Annotated in this window: 30 protein-coding genes; 27 read left to right on the forward strand and 3 right to left on the reverse strand. The window is 75.3% G+C overall.

The features are described 5' to 3' along the window. Positions 1 to 9: 9 nt before the first annotated feature. The 13 genes from CO540_RS28400 (at position 10) to CO540_RS28460 (ending at position 11,178) form a co-directional block, all read left to right on the forward strand. The gene (locus CO540_RS28400) at positions 10 to 756 is read left to right on the forward strand and encodes a YggS family pyridoxal phosphate-dependent enzyme (RefSeq protein WP_099164291.1); all 747 of its coding nucleotides are present in this window, start codon (positions 10 to 12) and stop codon (positions 754 to 756) included. 193 nt (positions 757 to 949) lie between these two features. Next, positions 950 to 1,648, forward strand: a complete 699-nt coding sequence (locus CO540_RS28405) for a cell division protein SepF (RefSeq protein ID WP_099164292.1) — start codon at positions 950 to 952, stop codon at positions 1,646 to 1,648. A gap of 28 nt (positions 1,649 to 1,676) precedes the next feature. After that, a complete protein-coding gene (locus CO540_RS28410; protein WP_091059628.1) occupies positions 1,677 to 1,982 on the forward strand; it encodes a YggT family protein in 306 nt (101 codons plus the stop codon). 41 nt (positions 1,983 to 2,023) lie between these two features. After that, positions 2,024 to 2,830, forward strand: a complete 807-nt coding sequence (locus tag CO540_RS28415; protein ID WP_091573288.1) for a DivIVA domain-containing protein — start codon at positions 2,024 to 2,026, stop codon at positions 2,828 to 2,830. Positions 2,831 to 2,902: 72 nt separating this feature from the next. Further along, the gene (locus CO540_RS28420; RefSeq protein WP_099164293.1) at positions 2,903 to 3,550 is read left to right on the forward strand and encodes a hypothetical protein; all 648 of its coding nucleotides are present in this window, start codon (positions 2,903 to 2,905) and stop codon (positions 3,548 to 3,550) included. 2 nt (positions 3,551 to 3,552) lie between these two features. Next, positions 3,553 to 3,861, forward strand: a complete 309-nt coding sequence (locus CO540_RS28425; RefSeq protein ID WP_099164294.1) for a DUF167 domain-containing protein — start codon at positions 3,553 to 3,555, stop codon at positions 3,859 to 3,861. Between the two features lie 22 nt (positions 3,862 to 3,883). Continuing rightward, complete coding sequence (locus CO540_RS28430; RefSeq protein ID WP_099164295.1) at positions 3,884 to 5,389, forward strand: potassium/proton antiporter; 1,506 nt, start codon at positions 3,884 to 3,886, stop codon at positions 5,387 to 5,389. Positions 5,390 to 5,612: 223 nt separating this feature from the next. Beyond that, positions 5,613 to 6,032 carry a TraR/DksA C4-type zinc finger protein gene (locus CO540_RS28435; RefSeq protein ID WP_098748056.1) on the forward strand — a complete coding sequence of 140 codons (420 nt, stop codon included), beginning with the start codon at positions 5,613 to 5,615 and terminating at the stop codon, positions 6,030 to 6,032. A 67-nt stretch (positions 6,033 to 6,099) separates the two neighbouring features. Further along, a complete protein-coding gene (lspA, locus tag CO540_RS28440) occupies positions 6,100 to 6,705 on the forward strand; it encodes a signal peptidase II (protein WP_099165003.1) in 606 nt (201 codons plus the stop codon). Further along, positions 6,702 to 7,646 (forward strand): RluA family pseudouridine synthase, encoded by a 945-nt coding sequence (locus tag CO540_RS28445; RefSeq protein WP_099164296.1) that lies wholly within the window; start codon positions 6,702 to 6,704, stop codon positions 7,644 to 7,646. Before lspA ends, CO540_RS28445 begins: the two co-directional genes overlap by 4 nt. A 2-nt stretch (positions 7,647 to 7,648) precedes the next feature. Beyond that, positions 7,649 to 8,503, forward strand: coding sequence for a hypothetical protein (locus tag CO540_RS28450; protein WP_099164297.1), 855 nt, complete (start codon positions 7,649 to 7,651; stop codon positions 8,501 to 8,503). Between the two features lie 140 nt (positions 8,504 to 8,643). Beyond that, positions 8,644 to 10,170: an ATPase gene (locus tag CO540_RS28455; RefSeq protein ID WP_099164298.1), complete on the forward strand. Its 1,527-nt coding sequence runs from the start codon at positions 8,644 to 8,646 to the stop codon at positions 10,168 to 10,170. A 48-nt stretch (positions 10,171 to 10,218) separates the two neighbouring features. After that, positions 10,219 to 11,178, forward strand: coding sequence for a DUF2567 domain-containing protein (locus CO540_RS28460; protein ID WP_371682251.1), 960 nt, complete (start codon positions 10,219 to 10,221; stop codon positions 11,176 to 11,178). Here CO540_RS28460 and CO540_RS28465 read toward each other — a convergent pair. Beyond that, positions 11,144 to 11,848 carry an LON peptidase substrate-binding domain-containing protein gene (locus tag CO540_RS28465; protein WP_099164299.1) on the reverse strand — a complete coding sequence of 235 codons (705 nt, stop codon included), beginning with the start codon at positions 11,846 to 11,848 and terminating at the stop codon, positions 11,144 to 11,146. The genes CO540_RS28460 and CO540_RS28465 overlap by 35 nt on opposite strands. Before the next feature lie 108 nt (positions 11,849 to 11,956). Here CO540_RS28465 and hisD point away from each other — a divergent pair, with 108 nt between their 5' ends. The 12 genes from hisD to hisF all read left to right on the forward strand — a co-directional run bounded on the left by hisD (position 11,957) and on the right by hisF (position 20,341). Then, positions 11,957 to 13,282 (forward strand): histidinol dehydrogenase, encoded by a 1,326-nt coding sequence (gene hisD, locus CO540_RS28470; protein ID WP_099164300.1) that lies wholly within the window; start codon positions 11,957 to 11,959, stop codon positions 13,280 to 13,282. Beyond that, positions 13,279 to 14,352, forward strand: a complete 1,074-nt coding sequence (locus CO540_RS28475; RefSeq protein ID WP_099164301.1) for a histidinol-phosphate transaminase — start codon at positions 13,279 to 13,281, stop codon at positions 14,350 to 14,352. The genes hisD and CO540_RS28475 overlap by 4 nt, the downstream gene beginning before the upstream one ends. Beyond that, positions 14,349 to 14,960 (forward strand): imidazoleglycerol-phosphate dehydratase HisB, encoded by a 612-nt coding sequence (gene hisB, locus CO540_RS28480; protein ID WP_091573299.1) that lies wholly within the window; start codon positions 14,349 to 14,351, stop codon positions 14,958 to 14,960. The genes CO540_RS28475 and hisB overlap by 4 nt, the downstream gene beginning before the upstream one ends. Then, positions 14,960 to 15,127 carry a hypothetical protein gene (locus tag CO540_RS30500; RefSeq protein WP_172967956.1) on the forward strand — a complete coding sequence of 56 codons (168 nt, stop codon included), beginning with the start codon at positions 14,960 to 14,962 and terminating at the stop codon, positions 15,125 to 15,127. Before hisB ends, CO540_RS30500 begins: the two co-directional genes overlap by 1 nt. After that, positions 15,127 to 15,750, forward strand: a complete 624-nt coding sequence (gene hisH / locus CO540_RS28485; RefSeq protein WP_099164302.1) for an imidazole glycerol phosphate synthase subunit HisH — start codon at positions 15,127 to 15,129, stop codon at positions 15,748 to 15,750. The genes CO540_RS30500 and hisH overlap by 1 nt, the downstream gene beginning before the upstream one ends. Continuing rightward, a complete protein-coding gene (locus CO540_RS28490) occupies positions 15,743 to 16,063 on the forward strand; it encodes a hypothetical protein (protein WP_099164303.1) in 321 nt (106 codons plus the stop codon). Before hisH ends, CO540_RS28490 begins: the two co-directional genes overlap by 8 nt. Before the next feature lie 19 nt (positions 16,064 to 16,082). Beyond that, the gene (gene priA / locus CO540_RS28495; protein WP_099164304.1) at positions 16,083 to 16,811 is read left to right on the forward strand and encodes a bifunctional 1-(5-phosphoribosyl)-5-((5-phosphoribosylamino)methylideneamino)imidazole-4-carboxamide isomerase/phosphoribosylanthranilate isomerase PriA; all 729 of its coding nucleotides are present in this window, start codon (positions 16,083 to 16,085) and stop codon (positions 16,809 to 16,811) included. Next, positions 16,808 to 17,233, forward strand: a complete 426-nt coding sequence (locus tag CO540_RS28500; protein ID WP_099164305.1) for a RidA family protein — start codon at positions 16,808 to 16,810, stop codon at positions 17,231 to 17,233. The genes priA and CO540_RS28500 overlap by 4 nt, the downstream gene beginning before the upstream one ends. A gap of 394 nt (positions 17,234 to 17,627) precedes the next feature. Beyond that, positions 17,628 to 18,074, forward strand: a complete 447-nt coding sequence (locus CO540_RS28505) for a MarR family winged helix-turn-helix transcriptional regulator (RefSeq protein ID WP_098748064.1) — start codon at positions 17,628 to 17,630, stop codon at positions 18,072 to 18,074. Between the two features lies 1 nt (position 18,075). Continuing rightward, positions 18,076 to 18,501, forward strand: coding sequence for an organic hydroperoxide resistance protein (locus tag CO540_RS28510; RefSeq protein WP_091573305.1), 426 nt, complete (start codon positions 18,076 to 18,078; stop codon positions 18,499 to 18,501). After that, entirely contained in the window at positions 18,498 to 19,496 is a 999-nt protein-coding gene (locus tag CO540_RS28515; RefSeq protein WP_099164306.1) for an NADP-dependent oxidoreductase, read from the forward strand. Before CO540_RS28510 ends, CO540_RS28515 begins: the two co-directional genes overlap by 4 nt. A gap of 77 nt (positions 19,497 to 19,573) precedes the next feature. Then, positions 19,574 to 20,341 carry an imidazole glycerol phosphate synthase subunit HisF gene (gene hisF, locus CO540_RS28520; RefSeq protein ID WP_099164307.1) on the forward strand — a complete coding sequence of 256 codons (768 nt, stop codon included), beginning with the start codon at positions 19,574 to 19,576 and terminating at the stop codon, positions 20,339 to 20,341. An 8-nt stretch (positions 20,342 to 20,349) separates the two neighbouring features. Here hisF and CO540_RS28525 read toward each other — a convergent pair whose 3' ends face one another. Beyond that, positions 20,350 to 20,811, reverse strand: coding sequence for a hypothetical protein (locus CO540_RS28525; protein WP_091573308.1), 462 nt, complete (start codon positions 20,809 to 20,811; stop codon positions 20,350 to 20,352). A 116-nt stretch (positions 20,812 to 20,927) separates the two neighbouring features. After that, a complete protein-coding gene (locus CO540_RS28530) occupies positions 20,928 to 21,560 on the reverse strand; it encodes a YitT family protein (RefSeq protein ID WP_099164308.1) in 633 nt (210 codons plus the stop codon). A gap of 59 nt (positions 21,561 to 21,619) precedes the next feature. On the opposite strand from CO540_RS28530, the gene CO540_RS28535 reads away from it, so the two are divergent. Both CO540_RS28535 and CO540_RS28540 read left to right on the forward strand, forming a co-directional pair. Then, positions 21,620 to 23,071 carry a PLP-dependent aminotransferase family protein gene (locus tag CO540_RS28535; protein WP_099164309.1) on the forward strand — a complete coding sequence of 484 codons (1,452 nt, stop codon included), beginning with the start codon at positions 21,620 to 21,622 and terminating at the stop codon, positions 23,069 to 23,071. A 111-nt stretch (positions 23,072 to 23,182) separates the two neighbouring features. Continuing rightward, positions 23,183 to 24,454, forward strand: a complete 1,272-nt coding sequence (locus CO540_RS28540) for a low temperature requirement protein A (RefSeq protein WP_099165005.1) — start codon at positions 23,183 to 23,185, stop codon at positions 24,452 to 24,454. Positions 24,455 to 24,467 lie beyond the last annotated feature (13 nt).

Genomic DNA, 24,467 nt, shown 5'->3' on the forward strand with positions numbered 1-24,467 from the left:
GCCGCCCCGATGACGGAGTCACCCCTGACGGTGCGGCCGGAGCGTCGCACCGAGCTCGCGGCCGGGCTGGCCCGGGTCCGGTCCCGGATCGCGGACGCCTGCGCGGCGGCCGGCCGGTCCCCGGACTCGGTCACCCTGGTCGCGGTCACCAAGACGTACCCGGCGGTCGACGTGCTCGCGCTGGCCGAGCTGGGGGTGCGCGACGTGGGGGAGAACCGGGACCAGGAGGCGGCGCCGAAGGCGGCGGCGGTGGCCGGCGCCGGGGCCACGCCGCGCTGGCACTTCATCGGCCAGCTGCAACGCAACAAGGCCCGGTCGGTGGTCCGGTACGCCGACGTGGTCCAGTCGGTCGACAGCGTCCGGCTGGCCGCCGCGCTCGCCACCGCCGCGACCGCCGCCCGGGACCGGCCGTTGGACGTGTTGGTGCAGGTGAGCATCGACGGCGACGCGGCCCGGGGCGGGGCGCTGCCGGGCCTGGCCGACCCCGATCGGGGGCTCGACCCGGTGGCCGCGGCGGTGGCCGGCGCGGACGGGCTGCGACTGGCCGGTCTGATGGCGGTGGCCCCGCTGGGCTGGGAGCCGGACCGGGCGTTCGCCCGGCTGGCCGAGGTGGCGGCGCGGCTGCGCGGCGACCATCCGGGTGCCACGGTGCTGTCGGCGGGGATGAGCGGCGACCTGGAGAGCGCTGTCGCGCACGGCGCGACACATGTCCGCGTCGGCAGCGCGTTGCTCGGAATGCGCCCCACGCTGGGGTAGCCTGACCACGACGGAAGCAAATTACATCAGTGTTGTTCAGGACGGCGTTCCCGTAGCCGGGGGCCGTGGCGGGCGGGCCGCGAACCGCACGTCAGGGGATTGCCGATCCGGTCCGGTGGGCATGATCGTCCACTCGTGATCAAGCGACACGGCACGGGGGCGCGTGCCGCACGGCGGACGGAAGGGCGCGGGGATGGGTGCACTGCGCAAGGCGGGGGTCTGGCTCGGTCTCGTCGAGGAGGACGACGAGCGGGCGTACGAGGACGGTGGCTACGACAAGGGTGGCTACCGGGACTCGTCGCGCTACCGGTCGAGCCGGTACGCCGAGGAGTTCGCCGACGAGGACGACGACGAGGCCGACGAGCCGCCGACGACCCGGAGCCGGGTCGGCGAGCGGGGTCGGCTGAGCGAGCGCACCGGCCGCGCCGTCGACGCCGACCGGTCCGAGGTCGAGCGCCCGGAGCGGGCCGAGCGGACCGAGCGCTCCAGCGTCCGGTCGATCACCCGCTCCTCCGACGGCTCCGGCGCGCTGAGCTACCACACCCGGGACAACCTCGCCCTCGCGCCGCAGGCCCAGCCGCGCGAGCGGGTGGTGGCTCCGGAGGAGGAGCAGCGCTACCAGATCACCACCCTGCACCCGACGACGTACCGCGAGGCGCGGACCATCGGCGAGCACTTCCGGGACGGGGTGCCGGTGATCATCAACCTCACCGAGATGGACGAGGCGGACGCCCGCCGGCTGGTGGACTTCGCCGCCGGGCTCGCGTTCGGCCTGCGCGGTACGATCGAGCGCGTGACCAACCGGGTGTTCCTGCTCTCACCGGCCAACGTCCAGGTCACCGCGGAGGACAAGGCCAAGATCGCTGAGGGCGGCTTTTTCAGCCTGAGCTAGCCCGCACGACCGAGGGACGTCGCCTGCCGTGTTGTCGATCCTGTTCCAGGTGCTCTACCTGCTGCTGTACTTCTTCCTGCTCGTCCTTCTTGCCCGATTTGTTCTCGGCGCGGTGCTGGCCTACGGTCGCCGCTGGCAGCCGGGGCGTGGCGCATCGGCGGGACTGGAAGTCGTGTGGAGCGTCACTGATCCGCCCCTGCGAGCGTTGAGGCGTGTGATCCCACCACTGCGAATTGGTACCGTGAGCATCGACCTGGCCTCCCTTGTGCTCCTGGTTATCCTGTTCGTGCTGATGGAGTTCGTGTTACAGCGCCTGATCGTGGCGTTCGCCTGACCAGAGCGCTTTCGCGGCCGCAACTGACCCGAGGAGTTTCGATGCCGCTGACCCCGGCCGACGTCCACAACGTCGCCTTCAAAAAGCCGCCGATCGGCAAGCGGGGGTATGACGAGGAGGAGGTCGACGCCTTCCTGGACGAGGTCGAGCGTGAGCTGGCCCGTCTGATCGAGGAGAACAACGAGCTGCGCGCCCAGGTGGAGCGCGGCGGTCGGGGTGGCGCGCCCGCCGGCCCCGGCGGCGACGCCCGCCTCGCGGCGGAGCTCAACGACGTCAAGGCCCAGCTCGACCGGGTGCAGCGCGACAAGGCGGCCGCCGAGCAGGCGGCCCGGGCGATGCAGGCCGAGCTGGAGCAGGTCCGCACGCAGGGCGGCCCGGCGGGGGTGACCGGGGACGGCGAGCAGCAGGCGCTGCGCGTGCTGATGATGGCCCAGCGCACCGCGGACGACCACGTCTCCGACGCCCGGCGCGAGGCCGACAGCCTGCTCTCCGAGGCCCGGTCCAAGGCCGAGGAGGTCACCCGCGAGGCGCGCGCCAAGGCCGACGCCCTGGAGCGGGACGCCCGCCAGCGGCACCAGGAGGCCATGGGCGGCCTGGACGCCAAGCGGACCGCGCTGCAGAAGCACATCGAGGAGCTCAAGCAGTTCGAGCGGGAGTACCGCACCCGTCTCAAGGCCTACCTGGAGAGCCAGCTGCGTGACCTGGACGGTCGCGGGCAGGGCCTCGAGGTCGAGATGAACCGCGCCGAGGGCACCCGTGCCGCCGGCGGCAGCAACGGCCTCGCCACGGCCGGCCTCGCCGGCTCGTACGGTGGCGGCCGCGCCGGCTCGCTCGAGTCCGGCCGCTGATCCCGCGTCGGTGGCCGTCCCCGGGACGGCCACCGACCGCCCAGACCGACACGACGCGGCCGGGGGTGAGCTGTGATAGCCGCGAGCGTCCTGCTCATCCTCGTCGCGGTCGTGCTGCTGGTGGTGGGCCTGGCCGGTGGGTCGAGCCCGCTGCTGATCGTGTCGATCGCGGCCAGCCTGCTGTCCGCCGTCGCCTTCGTCGCGTTCGCCCGCCAGGCGGCCGCCGCGAGGGCCACGGCGGGTCGGGAAGCCGGCCCGCGCACCCGGACCGCGCGCTCCGGCCCGTCCCCGGACGAGCCGGTGAGCCCGGTCCCGCACCACACGTCGACGGTCGGCGCCGGCGGATCCGGGTGGCGGCAACCGCCCGGGTCGCCGGTGGCCGAGCCGTACGACCCGCCGGCCGACGCCTGGGCGCCCCCGGTGCCCCGCGCCGCCGGCCGCGCCGAGGTGACACCGACCTCGCCCGCGCCGGGCGACCTGTCCGAGGGTGAGCCCCCGGCCGAACACCTCACCGCCGGCGAACTGGCCCGGCTGGTGCGGCTGCCGGAGGAGGTCCGGGTCGTCGACGGCCACCCCCGCTTCCACCTGACCGACTGCCCGCACCTGGTGGGCCGGGCGGACGAACCGCTGCCGGTCGCCGAGGCGGTCGAGCTCGGCTTCACCCCGTGCGCCCACTGCGCCGCGGGCACCACGCTGCTCGCCGACGCCCGGCCGTACTGACCATGACGATCGCGGACACCCCGCTCACCGTCGCGGTGCGCGTGAAGCCCGGCGCGTCCCGGGCCCGGGTGGGCGGTCGCCACGACGGGCCGCACGGTCCCGCGCTCGTCGTCGCCGTGCACGCGCCGCCGGTCGACGGCCGGGCCACCGAGGCGGTCCGGCGGGCGCTGGCGGACGCGCTGGGCGTCCGGCCCGCCGCGGTGTCGCTGCGGTCCGGCGCGGCCAGCCGGGACAAGATCTTCCTGGTGGCGCACCCGCCCGACGGGTTGCCCGAGGTGCTGCGTCGGCTGCGCGACGGCAGCGCCGGGTGAGGAACCGTCGGGCCGGTCGGCGATGACCCCGGGGCTGAACCTCGCGCTGCTGGTGGGCGCGGCCGTGCTGCTGGTCGCGGTGGGCGCGGTGCGCTTCTCCACCCGCCTCGGCGTGCCCAGCCTGCTGGTCTACCTGGCGCTGGGCGTGCTGATCGGCGAGGCGGGCCTGGGGATCGACTTCGACGACGTCGAGCTGACCCGGGTGCTCGGCTTCTGCGCGCTCATCGTGATCATCGCCGAGGGCGGGTTGAGCGCCCGGTGGAGCACGCTGCGCCCGGTGCTCGGCCTGGCCTCGGCGTTGTCCACGGTCGGCGTGGTGGTCAGCATCGTGGTCGTCGGCGTGGTGGTGCACCTGCTGCTGGACCTGGACTGGCGGCTGGCCCTGCTCTACGGCGCGGTGCTGTCGTCCACCGACGCGGCGGCGGTCTTCGCCACCCTGCGCCGGCTGCGCCTGCCACCGCGACTGGTGGCCACGCTGGAGGCCGAGTCCGGGATGAACGACGCCCCGGTGGTCCTGCTGGTGCTGCTGCTGTCGCGGGCCGGGGCCGAGGCGGCCCACCCCTGGTGGTACGAGGCGCTGGTGCTCGGCTACGAGCTGGGGGCGGGCGCGGCGGTCGGGGTGGGCGCCGGCCTGGCCGGGCGGTACGCCTTGCGGCGCGCCGCGCTTCCCTCGTCCGGGCTCTACCCGATCGCGGTGGTCGGCTTCACGGTGCTGGCGTACGCGGCCGGGTCGGTGCTGCACGCCTCCGGCTTCCTGGCCGTCTACGTGGCCGGGGTGCTGCTCGGCAACTCCCGGCTGCCGCACCGGCAGGCGATCCTCGGCTTCGCCGACGGGCTGGCCTGGCTGGCCCAGATCGGCCTGTTCGTGCTGCTGGGCCTGTTGGTGTCGCCGAGCCGGCTGGACGCCGCGGTGCTGCCGGCGGTGATCACCGGGCTGGCCCTGCTGCTGCTCGCCCGGCCGCTGTCGGTGGCGGTGTCCGCGCTGCCGTTCCGGGTGAACCTGCGCGAGCAGCTCTTCCTGTCCTGGGCCGGCCTGCGCGGGGCGGTGCCGATCGTGCTGGCCACCATCCCGCTCTCGCTGCGGGTGCCGGGCGCGGACCGGCTCTTCGACGCGGTGTTCGTGCTGGTGGTGATCTTCACGCTGCTCCAGGCCGGGACGCTGGCCCGGGCGGCCCGCCGGTTGGGCGTGACCGCGCCCGCGGAGGCGAGCGAGATCCTGCTGGAGACCGCGCCGCTGGAGCGGATGCGGGCCGACCTGCTCCAGCTGGAGGTGCCGGCCGGCTCCCGGCTGGCCGGGGTGCACGTGGACGAGCTGCGGCTGCCGGTGGGCGCCGCGGTCACGCTGGTGCTGCGGGACGGGGTCGGCTTCGTGCCCGGTCCGGACACCCGGCTGAAGGTGGGGGACAGCCTGCTCATCGTCGCCACCGCCGGGGTGCGGGACGCCACCGAGCGGCGGTTGCGGGCGGTCAGTCGCCGGGGCCGGTTGGCCCGCTGGTTTGGGGAGTACGGGGAGGACCGGACCGGCTGATCTGCTAGCGTTCCTTTTGCCCCGGTTAGTGGCATTCCGGGGCGGAAACGCGGAGCGACGGTGCGGCACGTTGTCGGACGCCTGTACGTTCCGTATTCTTGCCAACCTCCGGAGTGCGCGGCGCGGTCGCCGTGCGCCCGTCTGTTCGTGGGGGACGCCGGCGCCGGTGACCCCTGCCCACGTACCGCTGAGCGCCGCGCCCACGCGGCTGAGGGAGCTGACGATGGCGAAGCCAGCCGAGACCAGGACCGCCGGCCGCAAGCCGGTGGCGAAGGCCACCCGCAGCGCGGCGGAGACCGAGAAGATCCGGGCCGCCCTGGCGGCACGGCGGGACGAGCTCAACGCCGAGTACGATCAGACGCTGAGCGAGATCACCGAGCTGCAGCGCGACCGGCTGACCGACTCGGCCGGGGACGACCAGGCCGACACCGGCACCAAGACGTTCGAGCGCGAGCAGGAGATCTCTCTCGCCAACAGCATCAAGGAGCGGATCACGCAGGTCGAGCGCGCGCTGGAGCGCCTCGACGAGGGTGGCTACGGCTGGTGCGAGCGGTGCGGCAACCCGATCCCGGTGGAGCGGCTCGCCGCGTTCCCGTCGGCCACCCTCTGCGTGAGCTGCAAGCAGCTGGAGGAGCGGCGCTGACGTCCGCTCCCCGGCGGCCGTACGGCAGACGGTGACCGCCACCGTCGCGAGCGTCGATGGGGAGCAGATGACCGCAGCACCGCCCGCCGGGTCCGGCACCACCGAGACGGGCGCCGGCGCGCCCCGCCGAAAGGCGGTCGGCCTGCTGCTCGGCGTGTCCCTGGTCTCGCTCCTGGCGGACCTCGGCACGAAGCAGCTCGCGCTCAGCGAGCTGCCCGGCCGGGAGGAGCCGGTGTCGGTGCTCGGCGGCGCCGTCTACTTCACCCTCACCCGCAACAGCGGCGCGGCCTGGAGCATCGGCTCCGACCACACCTGGGTCTTCCCGCTGATCACGTTCGGCGTGATCGCCTGGATCGCCTGGATGGCGCTGCGGCTGCGCTCGCTGCCCTGGGCGGTGTCGCTGGGTCTGGTGCTGGGCGGCGCGCTGGGCAACCTGGCCGACCGGATCTTCCGCGCGCCGGGGCACTTCGTCGGCCACGTGGTCGACATGATCAGCGTGTTCGGCCCGTACGGCGAGTTCTTCCCGGTGTTCAACCTGGCCGACAGCTCGCTGTTCTGCGGCGTGGTGCTGGCGGTCTTCCTGGAGCTGACCGGCCGGCAGCGCGACGGCTCCCGGGCCGCCGCGAAACCCGCCACCGAGGACGCCCCGGCCGACCAGAAGGAGCGCGCGTGACCGCCGCGTTCGCCACCGGCGGCGACCACCGGTCCCTGCCCGTCCCGGACGGGCTCGACGGCATGCGGCTGGACCAGGCCGTGTCCCGGCTGTTCGGGCTGTCCCGCACCGCCGCGGCGGCGCTGGTGGACGCCGGGGACGCGCTGGTCGACGGCGCGGTCCGGGCCAACTCGCACAAGGTCCGGGCCGGCTCCTGGCTGGAGGTCACGCTGCCCGCGCCGGCCGCGCCGCCGACCGTGGTGCCGCAGGCCGTGCCCGGGCTGACCGTCGTCTACGCCGACGACGACATCGTGGTGGTGGACAAGCCGGTCGGGGTGGCCGCCCACCCGAGCCCCGGCTGGACCGGCCCGACCGTGATCGGCGGGCTCGCCGGCATCGGTCACCGGATCTCCACCAGCGGCGCCGCCGAGCGGCAGGGCGTGGTGCACCGGCTCGACGTGGGCACCACCGGAATCATGACGGTGGCCAAGAGCGAGCTGGCCTACACCGCGTTGAAGCGGGCGTTCAAGGAACGCGAGGTGGAGAAGCGCTACCACGCCGTGGTGCAGGGTCACCCGGACCCGCTGCGCGGCACCATCGACGCGCCGATCGACCGGCACCCCCACCACGACTACCGCTGGGCGGTCGTCTCCGGCGGCAAGCCGAGCATCACCCACTACGACACGCTGGAGGCGTTCCCCTCCGCCAGCCTGCTCGACGTGCGGCTGGAGACCGGGCGTACGCACCAGATCCGGGTGCACTTCTCCAGCATGCGGCACCCCTGCGTCGGTGACCTGACCTACGGCGCCGACCCGACGCTGTCCGCCCGGCTCGGCCTGTCCCGGCAGTGGCTGCACGCCCGCTCGTTGAGCTTCGCGCACCCGCGCACCGGCGACGAGGTCACCTTCGTCAGCGACTACCCGGACGACCTGGCCCGGGCGCTGGAGATCCTGCGCGACTGACCGTGACCGACCGTCCCGCGCCGCCGCGCCGGTCGCGCACCGCCGCGCTGACCTGGCTCGCCCTCGCCTGTGCGCTGATCGTGCTGGTCGTGGCCGTGGCGCAGCGACGGGACCGGCCGGTGGGCGACCGTACGGTGGGCGAGGTGACCCGGGTCGGCGTGGCCGACGGCGACGCGGTGCCGGCGTACCTGCGCGCCGCCGGGGACGAGCTGGCCCGGCTCCAGGCGCCCGACGGCTACGCCCTGGTCTCGTTCACCGCCTACCTGACGCCGGCCCGGGTGGCGTCCACGCTGGGCGGCACACCGGCCTCGGCCGTGGTCGCGCGGGTGCCGCTGCCGGGCCGGCAGACCGAGATCGTGCGCATCGCCGCGCTGCGCCTGCCCGACGACGTGGTCGGTGGGATGGCCGAGGTCGCCGCGCGCAAGGACCGCGAGGCGGCGGACTACCGGTCCCGCGCCGCCGCGCCGGCGGCCACCGCCGACCCCGAGGCGCGCCGGGTGTACGCCACCGGGGCCGACGTGGCGGCCCGGGAGGCGGACGCCTACCGGGCCGGGTGCGCCTGCGTCTACGCCGCCGTGGTGCGGGGCGGGCCGGACGTGCTGCGCACCCTCGCCGGCCGTCCCGGCGTACGCGGGGTCGACCCGGCGCCGGAGGTGACCCGCCTGGACCGCACGGTGTTCACCCCGCCGCTGCCGGAGCAGCGCGACGTGGCCCGGCCGCCGGCCGACACCGGGTTGGCGTCCGGCGACGGTATGGGTGATTCGTCGGAAGCCGCACCGACGGTGAGCGGACCCTCACCCGTCGCCCGCCCGGCCACCACCGGGTCCGGGTCGCCCAATCCCGCTCCCACCTCCTGAGACACCCCGGTGCGCGACGGCGCGACGGGTGACACGGTGAGGAGGGCCACCGGGCGATGTGCGGAGCGGGGAGTGGTCCGAATAGGGTTTCGTTCGTAGCCTGTCAGGCGGAGATCGATGGGCTGGGGGAGGGCGAATCCTTGGACGGCAGCGAGACCGGCTGGGGTCGGCAGGGTGAGCCGGCACCGCGGTGGCGGGCGCTGCTCGACCGGGCCCGGCTGGGCGGTCGCGGCGCGGAGCACACCGACGCCGACCGGCGCGCCGAGGAGAACGCGGCACCACCGCCCGAGCCGTTGCCGCGTCGCGGCGCGGGCAACGGGTGGACCGGCCGCGCCGCCGCCGTCGGCCGCGCCGCCGACGGGTCGTACGGCGCCGAGCCCGGCTACCGCGCCGAGGCCACGTTCCGGGTCGACCCCGCCTTCCGCGCCGACCCGCGCCTCGACGGCGAGCCGGCCTACCGCGCGGAACCCGCGTACCGCGCCGACCCGGAGCCGCCGGCCGCGCCGAGCTGGCGGGCCGAGCCGTCGTACGCCCCCGAGCCGTCCTGGCGCGCCGAGGCGCCCCTCGCCCCGGAACCACGCGCGGAACCGTCGTGGGGCGGCGAGCCGGTCCCCGAGCCGCGCGGGCGGGCCGAGGCGCCGGTCGAGTCCCGCTACGCGCTGCTCGACGGCGGCTACCGGCCCGCGCCGCCCCCGGCGGAGTCCCGCTACGCGCTGTTGGACCGGGGCCGCTACCGCCCGGAGACCCCGCCCGGCCCGGAGCCGGTGCTGCCCGCCCCGCGACGGCCGGTGGAAGCCCGGCCCGGCCCGGTCGAGCCGGCGCCGGCGCGGTGGCGGGCCCGGGCCCCGCAGCAGGACCCCGAGCTGGAGCGGGCGACCGGGGTGCTCCGCCGCGAGCTGGGCACGCCCCGGGTGCTCGCGTTCGCCAACCCCAAGGGCGGCGTGCACAAGACCACCGCGACCGTGCTCGCCGCGGCCACCGTGGGCAGCGTGCGCGGGCGCGGCGTGCTCGCCTGGGACGACAACGAGCTGCGCGGCACGCTCGGTCTGCGGGCCGGCAGCGCCCGACACGCCCGCACCATCCGCCACCTGGTCCACGACCTGGCGCAGATCGAGATCCTGGAGGGCGACACGCTGCTGTCGCACCTCGACGACTACCTGCGGCACGCCTCCGACGGCTCCTACGACGTGCTGGCCGGCGAGGAGAGCCCGCGTTTCGCCCAGCGCCTCGACCAGTTCACCGTCAAGCGGGTGCTGGAGCTGCTGCGCCGGACCCACGAGGTCGTCTGCGTGGACACCGGCAACAACGTGGAGAGCCCGAACTGGCGCACCGTCATGCAGGCCGCCGACCAGCTCGTGGTGACCACCGTGCCGCGCGAGGACGCCGCCTTCAGCGCCGACTGGATGCTCGACCTGCTGCACGAGGTCGGCATGGGTGAGCTGGCCGACAACGCGGTCACGCTGATCTCCTGCCCGACCCCGGGTCGCACCTCCCTGCAGGACGACCTGGAGCGGCACTTCGCCACCCGCACCCGGGCGGTCGCCGTGGTGCCCTACGACCCGGCGCTCGAGACCGGCTCCTCGATCGAATACCACCAGCTCCAGGCGGAGACCCGGGACGCCTGGCTCAAGGCGGCCGCGGTGATGGTGGAGCCGTTCGCGCGCTGACCGCCCACCACCGCCCCGCGCCGGGCCCCGGCCTGAGAGGATCACCGGGTGAGTCCGGACACCCCTGATCCCGAGCGTCCCGGCGGCGGACCGACCGACCGGCAGGCGCCCGAGGCGGCGCAGTCCGCCGGCGCCCGCGCGACCGACGGGCGGTCGCCCGAGGGCGCCCGCGCGACCGACGCGCAGCCGTCCGAGGGCGCCCGCCCGGCCGACGCGCAGCCGCCCGCCTGGCCGGGTGGGCTGCCGGTGCCCGCCGGCACCCCGGTCACCGCGCCCGGCGCGGACCCGCTCGCCGGCCATCCGGGCGTCGTCGGCCAGCTGCCCGGAGCGTCCCCGGCCGCCCGGCGTGCCGTCGGCCGCCCGGTCGCGACCGTCCTCGGCCTGGCGGCGCTCCTGACCGCGCTCGGCGCGCCGCTGGGGTTGCTCTGGGCGTGGCTGGCGCCGGACACACCGGTGCGGCAGACCCCGGACGGGGCGGTCTACACCACGGCGCAGCCGGAGCAGCCGATCGCGGCCGACGGCTGGTTCAGCCTCCTGGCGCTCGGCTTCGGCGTGCTCGCCGCGGTCGCGCTCTGGGTGCTGCTGCGTCGTCGACGTGGCCCGGCCGGCCTGCTCGCGGTGACGCTGGGCGGGCTCGGCGCGGCCGTGGTGGCCTGGCAGGTGGGCCGCCGGATCGGGCTGGCCACGTTCCAACGGCTGCTGGACACCGCGCCGCCGGGCACCGACTTCACCAAGCCCGCCGACCTGCGCGCCGGCGGCGTCGACTGGTACGGGCCGCTGCCCGTGCCGCACGGCAGCCTGCTGCTCGCCGCGTTCGGCGCGGCCGTGACATACACGCTGCTGGCCGGGTGGTCCCGCTGGCCGTCGCTGCGCCCGGAACCGGAGCCCGGCGGCCACTGGCCGCCCCCCACGGGTCAGGCGGGCGACTGGCCGCCCCCGACGGGTCAGGTGGGCGACCGGCCGCCGCCCGGGATCAGTTCGGCGCCGGAAGACCCGCCAGCTCGCTGAGCGGCACCGGCACGGCCCGCACCTGGCGCAGCAGCGCCGTCTCCCGGTGCAGCAGGCGTAGCTCGGCGCGCAGCCGGCCGGGGGTGTCGTCGATGGCGAGCAGCCGCTGCCGGTCCGCGACGGTCAGCGCGGCGGTCGCGGCGACCAGGTGCGACAGCACGGTCGGGTCCTCGGGCAGCTGCTCGGAGATGTCCTCCGGGTCCGGCCGGATCAGGCCCAGATAGTGCCGGAACACCGAGATCACCCGGGCGGCCAGCAGATCGGCCGTCTCGTCCGGGCCGGTCGGCTCGGGCAGCCACTCCACCTCGGCGGTGAGGTAGGGCTCGGCGGCGTCGTCGACCTCGGCGATGCGGAACCTCCGCCGCCCCACGGTGACGATGTCGAAACCGCCGTCGGCCAGCTCGGTGACCTGCCGCAGCTCGGCGGTGCAGCCCACCTCGTGCAGGGTGACCGGGCCGCCGGCCAGCCCGGACCGCCCCGGCGGCCCGGCGGGCGCGACCTCCCACCCGGCCTGGATCGCCACCACCCCGAACTCGCGGGGCGCGCCCTCGGGCAGCCCGACCAGGTGGCGGACCAACGCCCGGTAGCGCTCCTCGAAGATGTGCAGCGGAAGGACCAGCCCGGGGAAGAGGACGGTCCCGAGGGGGAACACCGGCAGCCGTGCGCTCACGTGATCGAGCGTATCCCCCGGACGCCCCGTCCGGCGTGTCCCGGCTCACCGTCCCGGCGTGCGGGCGGCCCCGACCGGTCCGCGCGGCGGCGGCCTAGACTCGCAGACGTGCTGAATCGGATCGACCTGCGCGGCGGGGTACGCGACCCGCGCCGCCTGCTGCCCCGTGCCCAGCTCGACGTCTCCGTGGCGGTCGAGCGGATCCGCCCGCTCGTCGAGGCGGTCCGCGAGCATGGATACCCGGCGATCCGGGAGGCCAGCGAGCGGTTCGACGGTGTCTCGCCGGAGCGTCTGCGGGTGCCGGTGGAGGTGATCCGCGCCGCCGAGGACGAGCTGGACCCGCAGGTCCGGGCCGCGCTGCTGGAGTCGATCACCCGGGCCCGCAAGGTCCACGACGACCAGCGTCGCACCGACCACACCACCCAGGTCGTGCCGGGCGGCACGGTGACCGAGCGGTGGGTGCCGGTCGACCGGGTCGGCCTCTACGTCCCCGGCGGCCTGGCCATGTACCCGTCGACCGTGGTGATGAACGTCGTTCCGGCCCAGGCGGCCGGGGTCCGCTCGCTGGTGGTGGCCAGCCCGCCGCAGAAGGACAACGACGGCCTGCCCGACCGGCGCGTCCTCGCCGCCTGCGCGCTGCTCGGCGTCGACGAGGTCTACGCCGTCGGCGGTGCCCAGGCGGTGGCGATGCTGGCGTACGGCGCCACCGTCGACCCGGCCGGCGCACAGCGCTGCGAGCCGGTCGACATGATCACCGGGCCGGGCAACATCTGGGTCACCGCGGCCAAGCGGCTGCTGCGCGGCGTGGTCGGCATCGACGCCGAGGCCGGCCCGACCGAGATCGCCATCCTGGCCGACCACACCGCCGACCCGGCGCACGTCGCCGCCGACCTGATCAGCCAGGCCGAGCACGACCCCCTCGCGGCCAGCGTGCTGGTCACCCCGTCCACCGAGCTGGCCGACGCGGTCGACGCCGAGCTGGCCCGGCAGGCGCCGGCCGCCAAGCACGCCGAGCGGATCGGCACCGCGCTGCGCGGCGAGCAGAGCGGCGTGGTCCTCGTCGACGACCTGGAGGCGGGGCTGCGGGTGGTCGACGCGTACGCGGCCGAGCACCTGGAGATCCAGACCGAGAACGCCCGCGAGTGGGCGCTGCGGGTGCGCAACGCCGGCGCGGTCTTCGTCGGCGCGTGGTCGCCGGTCTCGCTGGGCGACTACTGCGCCGGCTCCAACCACGTGCTGCCCACCGGCGGCTGCGCGCGGCACTCGTCCGGCCTGTCCGTGCAGTCCTTCCTGCGCGGCATCCACCTGGTCGAATACACGCAGGACGCGCTGCGCGAGGTGGCGCCGCACGTGGTCACGCTGGCCGGCGTCGAGGACCTGCCGGCGCACGGCCAGGCGGTCAGCGTCCGCTTCCCCGCGGGCGGCACCTCGTGACCACGCTCGACGACCTGCCGATCCGGGACGACCTGCGCGGGCGGACGCCGTACGGCGCGCCGCAGCTCGACGTGCCGGTGCGGCTGAACACCAACGAGAACTCCTACCCGGTGCCCGAGCCGGTGGTCGAGGCGATCGGCAAGGCCGTCGCGGCCGAGCTGCGCGACCTCAACCGCTACCCGGACCGGGACGCCGTGGCGCTGCGCGCCGACCTGGCCGCCTACCTGGGTCACGGGCTCACCGCCGACCACGTCTGGGCGGCCAACGGCTCCAACGAGATCCAGCAGCAGCTGTTGCAGGCGTTCGGCGGACCCGGGCGCACCGCGCTCGGGTTCACCCCGGCCTACTCGATGCACCCGCTGCTGGCGCTCGGCACCGGCACCCGGTGGGTCCCGGGGGCCCGGGGCGCCGACTTCGGCCTCACCGCCGCCGACGCGGTGGCCCAGGTGCGCCGGCACCGGCCCGACGTGGTGTTCCTCTGCTCGCCGAACAACCCGACCGGCACCGCGCTCGACCCGGCCGTGGTCGCCGCCGTGCTGGACGAGGCGCCCGGGATGGTGGTCGTGGACGAGGCGTACGCCGAGTTCGCCCGCCCCGGCACGGTCAGCGCGCTCGCGGTGCTGCCCGGCCACCCGCGGCTGGTGGTCACCCGCACCATGAGCAAGGCGTTCGGCTTCGCCGGCGGCCGGCTCGGCTACCTGGCGGCCGACCCGGCGGTGGTGGAGGCGGTGCAGTTGGTCCGGTTGCCCTACCACCTCTCCGCGCTCACCCAGGCCGCCGCGCGGGCGGCGCTGGCCCACCGGGACGCGCTGCTCGGCACCGTCACCGCGATCAAGGAGCAGCGCGACCGGATCGTCGCCGTGCTGCGCGCCCGGGGCCACCGCGTCGCCGACAGCGACGCCAACTTCGTGCTCTTCGCCGTCGACGGCGACCAGGGCGCCGCCTGGCGTACCCTGCTCGACGCCGGCGTGCTGGTCCGCGACGTCGGCCTGCCCGGCTGGCTGCGGGTCACCGCCGGGACGCCGGCCGAGACCGACGCCTTCCTCACCGCAACGGAGAAGCTGTCATGAGCCGCACCGCCCGGATCGAGCGGGTCACCAACGAGACCAAGGTGCTGATCGAGATCGACCTCGACGGCACCGGCGAGGCCGACATCTCCACCGGCGTCGGCTTCTACGACCACATGCTGAACCAGATCGCCCGGCACGGCGGCTTCGACCTGACCGTGCACACCGTGGGCGACCTGGAGATCGACGCGCACCACACGATGGAGGACACCGCGCTCGCGCTGGGCGCGGCGTTCGACCGGGCGCTGGGCGACAAGGCGGGCATCCGCCGGTACGGCTCGGCCACCGTGCCGATGGACGAGGTGCTGGTCCGGGCCGCGGTCGACCTGTCCGGCCGCCCGTACGTGGTGCACGACGAGCCGGCGCTGGCCCCGTACATCGGGCCGGTCTACCCGACCAGCATGACCCGGCACATCTGGGAGTCGTTCGGTCAGGCGGCCCGGATCACGCTGCACGTGGACGTGCTGCGGGCGGCCCGTCCCGGTGGCCACCCGGACGCGCACCACGTGGTCGAGGCCCAGTTCAAGGCGGTCTCCCGCGCGCTGCGCGAGGCCACCGCGCTCGACCCGCGCAACGCGGGCGTGGTGCCGAGCACGAAGGGCGCGCTCTGATGCGGGTGTGGCCGACGCTGCTGCTGATCCTGGCCGGGGTGCTGGTCGGCGGGACCTGGTCGCTCTACAAGCAGGGCGCCAACCGGGCCGCCGTCGTGGTCACCGGCCTGCTGGCCGCGCTGGCCACCGCCGGCGGGCTGCTCTGGCTGCTGCCTGGGGAGGGCTGATGGCGCGGGTGGTGGTGCTCGACTACGGCTCGGGCAACCTGCGCTCGGCCGAGCGCGCGCTGGAGCGGGCCGGCGCCGACGTGACGGTCACCGCCGACCTGGCCGCCGCCGCCTCCGCCGACGGCCTGGTGGTGCCGGGCGTGGGCGCGTTCGCCGCGTGCATGGCCGGGATCGAGGAGCTGGGCGCCGGTCCGGTCATCGCCGACCGGGTCGCCGCCGGCCGGCCGGTGCTCGGCATCTGCGTCGGCATGCAGGTGCTCTTCGGGCACGGCGAGGAACACGGCGTGGTCACCAAGGGGCTCGGGCTGCTGCCGGGCGGCGTGACCCGGCTGCCCGCGCCCCGGCTGCCGCACATGGGCTGGAACACGGTGGCGGCCCCGGACGGCTCGGTGCTCTTCGCCGGGCTGCCGGCCGACGCCCGGTTCTACTTCGTCCACTCCTACGGCGTCACCGACCCGACCGCGTTGGCCGCCGCCGGCGCCACCGTGACCACCGCCCACCACGGTGCGGACTTCGTCGCGGCGGTGGAGCGGGGCCCGCTGTCGGCCGCCCAGTTCCACCCGGAAAAGTCCGCCGACACGGGGGCCGCGTTGCTGCGCAACTGGCTCGGCACGCTTGAGTAAGGAACGGGCCCGGCGCCGGGCGGCCCGCGAGGCCGAGCAGGAGCGCGAGCGCGCCGCCCGCGCCCGCCGCACGGCCCGTCGCCAGTGGCGGCAGGCCCTCGTACGCCGACTGACACCGCGCCTGCGCCGGGGGCGTACCGGTCGACTGCGCCGGCACAGCCGCGGCGAGCGGGCGGCGATCGTGCTGTTCACCGCCGTCGCGGTGGTCGGCATCTGGAGTTTCGTCGACGACCTCGCCCTGCGTCTGGCGTTGGTCGTGTTGTTGCTGCTGGTCCTGCCGGCGATCGTGGTGATCGCGCTGGACCGTCGTTGAGGATGCGAGGAGAGAAGCGTTGAGCCTTGACCTGTTGCCCGCCGTGGACGTCGCCGACGGCCAGGCCGTCCGGCTCGTGCAGGGCGCCGCCGGCAGCGAGACCGCGTACGGCGACCCGCTGGAGGCGGCCCTCGCCTGGCAGTCCGACGGCGCCGAGTGGATCCACCTGGTGGACCTGGACGCGGCGTTCGGCCGTGGCTCGAACGCCGCGCTGCTCGCCGAGGTGGTCGGCAAGCTCGACGTCAAGGTGGAGCTCTCCGGCGGCATCCGCGACGACGAGTCCTTGCGGGCGGCGCTGGGCACCGGGGCGGCCCGGGTCAACATCGGCACCGCCGCGCTGGAGGACCCGCAGTGGTGCGACCGGATCTGCGGCGAGTACGGCGACCGGGTGGCGATCGGGTTGGACGTGCGTGGCCGTACCCTGTCGGCGCGTGGCTGGACCCGCGACGGCGGTGACCTGTGGGAGGTGCTGGCCCGGCTGGACGCCGCCGGCGCGGCGCGGTACGTGGTCACCGACATCACCAAGGACGGCACCATGCGGGGGCCGAACCTGGACCTGCTGCGCGAGGTGTGCGCCCGCACCGACGCGCCGGTGATCGCCTCCGGTGGCGTGTCCACGCTGGACGACCTGCGGGCGCTGGCCACCTTGGAGCCGGTCGGGGTCGAGGGTGTGATCGCCGGCAAGGCGCTCTACGCCGGCGCGTTCACCGTCGCCGAGGCGATCGCCACGCTGCGGGCCGGCGCGTGACGGCAGGCCCGGGCGAGCTGCCGGTCGACGGCACGGCGGTGACCCGGCTCGGCTCGGGCGGCCCCTGGGAGGCGCTCTACGGCTACTCGCGGGTGGTCCGGGCCGGGTCCCTGGCGATCACGGCCGGCTGCACCTCCACGGTGGACGGCCGGGTGGCGCACGTGGGGGACGCGGCGGCGCAGACCGCGCAGGCGATCCGGATCGGCCTGGACGCGCTGGCCGAGGTGGGCGCCACCCCGGCCGACGTGGTACGGACCCGGATGTACGTGACCGACCGGCTCTACGTCGACGAGGTCGGCCGGGCGCACAACGCGGTGTTCGGCCCGGTGCGTCCGGTGGCGACCATGGTGGTGGTGGCCGGGCTGATCGATCCCGAGCACCTGGTCGAGGTCGAGCTGGAGGCGTATCTCCCCGTCGGCTGAGCCGGCCCCCTCCCGGTTCCGCGGCCGGGCGGGGGAGGGTCGCCTTTCCGGTGCCTTTCGAGCTGATATCGGAAACGACTCACCCACACGGCCACGTCCGGCGGCGGGGCCCGACCCGCGGCGGGGGCGAGGGCTGACCCGCGGCGGGGCGAGGGCTGACCCGAGGCGGCGGCGGGGGCTGCGGCGGCAGGCCGGGAAGAGCCGGGTCGCTCCGGATGTCCGGAGCTGCCGGCGGCGGCGGGGCGCGGCCCGTCCGGACGCCCGGCGCGGTGCCTGAGTCGTTTCCGATATCAGCTCGAAAGGCGGTGGCCGGCGATGGCCCGCTCCGCCCGCGTCCGACACCGTCGGCGCAATCAAGTTGTGCACAACTTGATTGCGCGCTACTGTTCAACGCGTGACCGATGATCTGGTGCTGCGCCGGCAGGTGTGCTTCGCCCTCTATGCGGCGTCGCGCGCCCTGACCGACGTCTACCGGCCCATCCTCGACGCGCACGGACTGACCTACCCGCAGTACCTCGTGCTGCTGGTTCTCTGGGAGCGCGACGACGACGCCCCCACGGTCTCCGAGCTCGGCGCGCGGCTCCGGCTCGACTCCGGCACACTCTCCCCGCTGCTCAAGCGGTTGGAGGCGGCCGGCCTGGTGGTGCGTACCCGCTCGGCGGCCGACGAGCGCCGGGTCGAGGTGGGCCTCACCGACCGGGGCCGGGCCCTGCGGGAGCGGATGGCGGAGGTGCCGATGCGGGTGGCGATGGCCACCGGGCTCACCGAGGCCGAGCTGATCGGCCTGCGCGACACCCTCACCCGGGTCACCGAGACGATCCACTCACAGAAGGAGCAGTGACATGCAGGTGCTCTACACCGCGTCCGCCCGGGCCACCGGCGACGGCCGCGACGGCCACGTCCGCACCTCCGACGGCACCGTCGAGTTGGACCTCGCCGTGCCGAAGGAGATGGGCGGCGCCGGCGGCGCGGCCAACCCGGAGCAGCTCTTCGCGGCCGGCTACGCCGCCTGCTTCCACTCCGCGCTGCGCATCGTCGCGCGCCAGGCCAAGGCGGACGTCACCGGCTCCGTCGTCGAGGCCGAGGTGGGCATCGGCCCGAACGGCAGCGGCGGCTACGGCCTGACCGTCACGCTGGTGGTGGACCTGCCCGCCGTCGAGCGCTCGGCCGCCGAGCGGTTGGTCGACGCGGCGCACCAGGTCTGCCCCTACTCCAACGCGACCCGCGGCAACATCGAGGTCGCCCTGACCGTCCGGGAGGCACTGTGACTGTGAACCGGGAGATCCACCTGGCGTCCCGCCCGCAGGGGTGGCCGACCGCCGACAACTTCCGGCTGGTCACCACCGAGGTGCCGACGCCGGGTCCGGGCCAGGTCGTGGTCCGCAACCAGTTCATGTCGGTCGACCCGTACATGCGCGGCCGGATGAACGACGTCAAGTCGTACGTGCCACCGTTCGCGCTGGACGCCCCGCTCGACGGCGGCGCGATCGGTGAGGTGGTGGCCGGCGAGGCCGAGGGCGTCAAGCCCGGCGACGTCGTCCTGCACGGCTTCGGCTGGCGCGAGTACGCGCTCGTCGACGCCCGTGCCGTGCGCCGGGTCGACCCCGGCCTCGCCCCGGTCAGCGCCTACCTGAGCGTTCTCGGCATGACCGGGCTGACCGCGTACGCCGGGCTGCTCGACGTGGCCGCGATGAAGCCGGGCGAGACCGTCTTCGTCTCCGGCGCGGCCGGCGCGGTGGGCAGCATGGTCGGCCAGATCGCGAAGCTGCGCGGCGCCGGCCGGGTGATCGGCAGCGCCGGTTCCCGGGCGAAGGTCGAGCGGCTCACCGCGCTCGGCTTCGACGCCGCCTTCGACTACCACGACGGACCGGTGTACGAGCAGCTCAAGGCCGCCGCCCCGGACGGCGTCGACGTCTACTTCGACAACGTCGGCGGAGACCACCTGGAGGCCGCGATCGGGGCGATGAACCTGCATGGCCGGGCCGCCATCTGCGGCATGATCGCCCAGTACAACGCGACCGAGCCGCCGGCCGCCCCGCGCAACCTGGCGCTGGTGATCGGCAAGCGGCTGACGCTGCGCGGCTTCCTGGTCGGCGACCACGGGCACCTGCGCGAGCAGTTCGTCCAGGAGATGGCCGGCTGGCTGCGCGAGGGCCGGCTGTCCTACGACGAGACCGTGGTCGACGGCATCGAGCAGGCGCCCGAGGCGTTCCTCGGCCTGCTGCGCGGCGAGAACCTCGGCAAGATGCTCGTCCGGCTCTGACCGGCGGGCGACCCGGCGGCGGTGGCCGGCCTCACAGGCCGGTCGCCGCCGCCCGCGCGTTGGCTAGGCTTCGGGGCATGACGGTGGCGGTACGCGTGATCCCGTGTCTGGACGTGGACGCCGGTCGGGTGGTCAAGGGGGTCAACTTCCTCGACCTGCGCGACGCCGGCGACCCGGTGGAGCTGGCGGCGGCCTACGACCGGGCCGGCGCGGACGAGTTGACGTTCCTCGACGTGACCGCCTCCTCCAGCGATCGGGGCACCATGCTCGACGTGGTGCGGCGCACCGCGGAGTCGGTCTTCATCCCGCTCACCGTGGGCGGCGGCGTCCGGCAGGTCGCCGACGTCGACACGCTGCTGCGGGCCGGGGCGGACAAGGTCGGGGTGAACACCGCGGCGATCGCCCGGCCGGAGCTGATCGCCGAGATCGCCGACCGGTTCGGCCGGCAGGTGCTGGTGCTCTCGCTGGACGTGCGGCGCGCGCCGGCGGGCGCGACGCCGAGCGGCTTCGAGGTGACCACGCACGGTGGTCGTCGGGGCACCGGCCTGGACGCGGTCGAGTGGGCCGCGCGTGGCGCCGAGCTGGGCGCGGGCGAGATCCTGCTCAACTCGATGGACGCCGACGGCACCAAGACGGGCTTCGACCTGCCGTTGATCGAGGCGGTTCGCGCGGTGGTCGAGGTGCCGGTGATCGCCAGCGGTGGCGCGGGCGCGGTGGCGCACTTCCCCCCGGCGGTCGGCGCGGGCGCCGATGCGGTGCTCGCGGCCAGCGTCTTCCACTTCGGCGAGCTGACCGTCGGCGAGGTCAAGGACGCGCTGCGCGGCGCCGGGCACCCGGTGCGCTGACCGCGGGATCAGGGCCGGCCGGAGTGTCCCTCGGGGGAGCGGCGCGGCATCGGGATCGACCGGACGACATATTCCTGCACGGCGGCGGCGTGGTCGTCCTCGTCGAGGTGCCACTCGGACTCGCCCGGCGGGTGCCGGCGGCTCAGCACGCCCTGCACCGTGTCGACGGTGGTGCCCAGCCCGGCGCTGGGCCGGGTGCGCCAGAGCCGCTCACCGTCCGGGGTGACCCGGAACCAGCCGTCGGCGACGCTGACCAGCCCCGCGCCGACGAGCCGGCGGACCGCCCCCTCGACCTCGTGCCGCTCGGGAATGGCCTGGTTGAGGTGGTCGGCGGTGGAGAGGACGTCGGCGAGGCGCACCCCCTCGGGGCGGCGTGTGGCGGCGGCCCGGCGGTGCCGGCCGGCACCGCTCGCGATGACCAACGCGACGAAGATCCAGGCGTCGCTCCAACGCCATCCGTTCTCCCCCATGCACGAATGATGCCCGGCGACGGCGGCGGAGAAAACACCTGGTTTCGGTGCCGTACGTCGTCGCAGCTCAGGGCCGTCCGGCTCGTCCCATCCCGTGGCGGTCGGCCCGGCGGCCGTCACGTAGCGTAAGCGTCCGCCGGTCGGGTGGGGATGGCGAAGATCGGGATGAACATCTGCGCGAGCGGTCCGATGGCCAGCGCGTAGGCCACGGTGCCGAGCCCGACCGTCCCGCCGAGCAGCCACCCCAGCGCCAGCACGGTGACCTCGATGACGGTCCGGACCAGCCGCACCGACCAGCGCGGGTGGCGGGCGACGAACCCGGTCATCAGGCCGTCGCGGGGGCCGGGGCCGAGCCCGGCGCCCAGGTAGAGGCCGGTGGCGGCGCCGTTGGCGACGATGCCGACGACCAGCAACGCGGTGCGCACCGGCAGGCCCTCGCCCGGCGGCAGAGCGGCCAGGGTGGCGTCGACGACCAGCCCGATCACCACGACGTTGCTCACCGTGCCCAGGCCGGGGCGTTGCCGCAGCGGGATCCAGAGCAGCAGCACGAGCGCGCCGACGGCGATGGTGACGGTGCCGAAGGAGAGGCCGGTCTGCCGGGCGAGCCCCTGGTGGAACACGTCCCAGGGGTCCAGGCCGAGCCCGGAGCGGATCATCAGCGCCATGCTCACGCCGTAGAGGGCGAGACCGGCGTAGAGCTGGGTGAGCCGTCGCGCCGGCCGGTGCCGGAGATTGCCAAGCTGAGCCATGCATGCCACCCTAGGGGCCAATTGCGGAGTGCAAAGGGGCCAATTCCGGAGGTGTGGCCATGACGACCCAGGTGCGCGGTGTCCAATTGGCGCGTCTTCTCGGCCAGTGGCACGCGTTGCCCGGCCGCCGGCGCAGCCCCGACTACGCCGCGCTCGCCGGCGCCGTGCGGGGCCTGCTCGCCGACGGCCGGCTGCCCCTGGGGGTACGCCTGCCGGCCGAGCGCGAGCTGGCCGAGGCGTTGCGGATCAGCCGGACCACCGTCACCGCCGCCTACCGGGAGCTGCGGGAGACCGGCCACCTGGCCAGCCGCCGAGGCGCCGGGAGCTGGACCATGCTGCCGGGCACCCACCGGGTCGCCAGCACCGGCCTGTGGACCCCGCTCGACGACCGGGACATGATCGACCTCGGGGTGGCCGCGCTCTCCGCGCCGGCCCAGCTCGTCCCGGCCGCCCGGGCGGCCGCCGAGGACCTGCCCCGCTACCTCGGCGGCGCCGGCTACCACCCCACCGGCATCATCGAGCTGCGCGAGGCGGTCGCCCGCGGCTACACCGAGCGCGGGCTGCCCACCAGCCCGGAGCAGATCATGGTCACCAGCGGCACCCAGCACGCGCTGGACCTGGTGCTGCGGCTGGCCCTGTCACCCGGCGGCGGGGTGCTGGTCGAGTCACCGACCTACCCCAACGCGCTCGCCGCGCTCGCCGCCCGCCGGGCCCGGATCACCACCCACGGGCTCTCCGACGACGGCTGGGACGCCGACCTGCTGCTCGGCAGCATCCGGCAGACCCGGCCGAAGCTCGCGTACCTGATCCCGGAGTTCCACAACCCGACCGGTCACCTGATGGCCGCCGACCTGCGCGAGCGGCTCGTGGGCGCGGCGCACGCGGCCGGCACCGACCTGGTGGTGGACGAGTCCTTCGTCGACCTGCCGCTGGACGGCACCCCGCTGCCGCCCCCGGTGGCGGTCTTCGACCGGCACTCCCGGGTGATCAGCATCGGCGGGATGAGCAAGCCCTACTGGGGCGGCCTGCGGATCGGCTGGGTGCGCGCCTCCGCGCCCCAGGTGCAGCGCCTGGCCGCGGCCCGGGTCGGCGTGGACATGGCCAGCCCGGTGCTCGACCAGCTCGTCGCCGTGCACCTGCTCGACCAGGCGCCGGCCATCGTGACCGCCCGCCGGGCGCAGCTCGCCGCCCAGCGGGACGCGCTGGTCGCGACGCTCGCCGAGCGGCTCCCGGACTGGCGGGTCACCGTGCCGTGCGGCGGCGTCACGCTCTGGGCCGAGCTGGACGGCCCGATCTCCAGCGCCCTGGCCCGGGCCGCCGAGGAGGTCGGCGTACGGCTGGCGCCCGGTCCCCGGTTCGGCCTGGACGGGACGCTGGAGCGGTTCCTCCGGCTGCCCTTCACGCTGCCGGCCGCCGAGCTGGTGGAGGCGGTCGGGCGGCTCGCCGCGGTCCGCTACGACCTGGACCGGGCCGGCCGGCCGCAGTGGCGGGAGCCGAGCGTCATCGCCTGACCCGCCCGCCGCCCGATCCGGTGGGTGTCCCGCGAACCGGATCACCGGCCCGGCGCGGCCCCGCAGACTGCGCGGGTGGGCAACGGGGGTGGTGCGCGGTGGTCGCGGTCGGTGCGGCCCGGCGCGCCGGGCTCCCGGACCACGCGGCTGGAGCTCTTCTACGACCTGGTCTTCGTCTTCGCGTTCCTCAGCGTCACCACGCTCACCGCCAGCGAACTCACCCCGGCCAACCTCTACCGCTTCGTGCTGGTGCTGGCCCTGCTGTGGTGGTCGTGGACCGGGTTCGCCCGGATGGGCAACGCGCTGCGCGCCGACCAGGGCGTGCTGCCGCTGGTCGGGTTCGTCACCGTGGCCGCCACGTTCCTGCTGGTGCTCAGCGTGCCCGGCGCGTTCGTGGACCGCCCGGGCGGGCTGCCCGGGCCGCTGGTCTTCGCCGGGTCCTACTTCGTGATCCGGATGGCTCAGCTCGCCGTCCTCGGCTGGACGGACCGCGCCGACCCGGTCCGCCGCCGCCGTCTCCTGATACGCGCCCTGGTCCCGGTCGTGGCCACCGTGCTGCTGGTGGTCGCCGGAACCGTGCCGTCCCGGCTGCCGGAGGGACGGTTCGCGGTCGGGCTGCAACTGACGCTCTGGACGTTGGCGCTGCTGGTCGAGTACGGCGTCGGGGTGACGCTGGCGCGGCGCTGGTGGGTGGTGGTCTCGGCCGGGCACTGGGCGGAGCGGCACGCGCTGATGGTGCTGGTCGCGCTCGGTGAGTCGATCATCGCACTCGGGCTCGGCCCGAAGCGGGGACTGCCGCTGACCGGCCCGGTGGCGGTGGCCGCGCTGCTCGGCATCCTGATCGTGGCGGCGCTCTGGTGGGCGTACTTCGACACCCTGGCGTTCGCGATGGAGCAGGCGTTGCACCACGCCCGGGACCGCGTCGCCCGGCTGCGGCTGGCCCGCGACGTCTACACGTTCCTGCACCTGCCGATGATCACCGGCACCATCCTCTACGCGCTCGGCCTCAAGGACCTGCTGGCCGAGGTCGCCGCGCGGGAGACGCCCACGTGGGGGTGGCCGCTGGGCGACTTCTGGGGCGGCGTGCTGTTCGGCGGCGTCGCGCTCTACCTGCTCAGCCTGGCCGGCTGCTGGTGGTTGGCGCTGCGCGAGACGCACTGGCCGCTGCTGGTCACGGCGGCGGCGCTCGCCGCCGCCGGTCCGTTCGCGTTCCGCATCCCGGAGGTGGGCGCGCTGGGCGTGCTGGCGGCGCTCACCGCCGCCGGCATCGCCTGGGAGACGCGCAGCGAGGACGGGCGGCGGCGCCGGGTGCGCCGGCTGGCCCTGGAGGAGCAGCTCGCCGCGGAGGCCGAGCAGAGCCGGTGGCGGCAGCGGCACCTGTGATCGACGTCCCGGC

Source organism: Micromonospora sp. WMMA2032 (genome assembly GCF_002688545.1).
Taxonomy (GTDB): Bacteria; Actinomycetota; Actinomycetes; order Mycobacteriales; family Micromonosporaceae; genus Micromonospora; species Micromonospora sediminicola.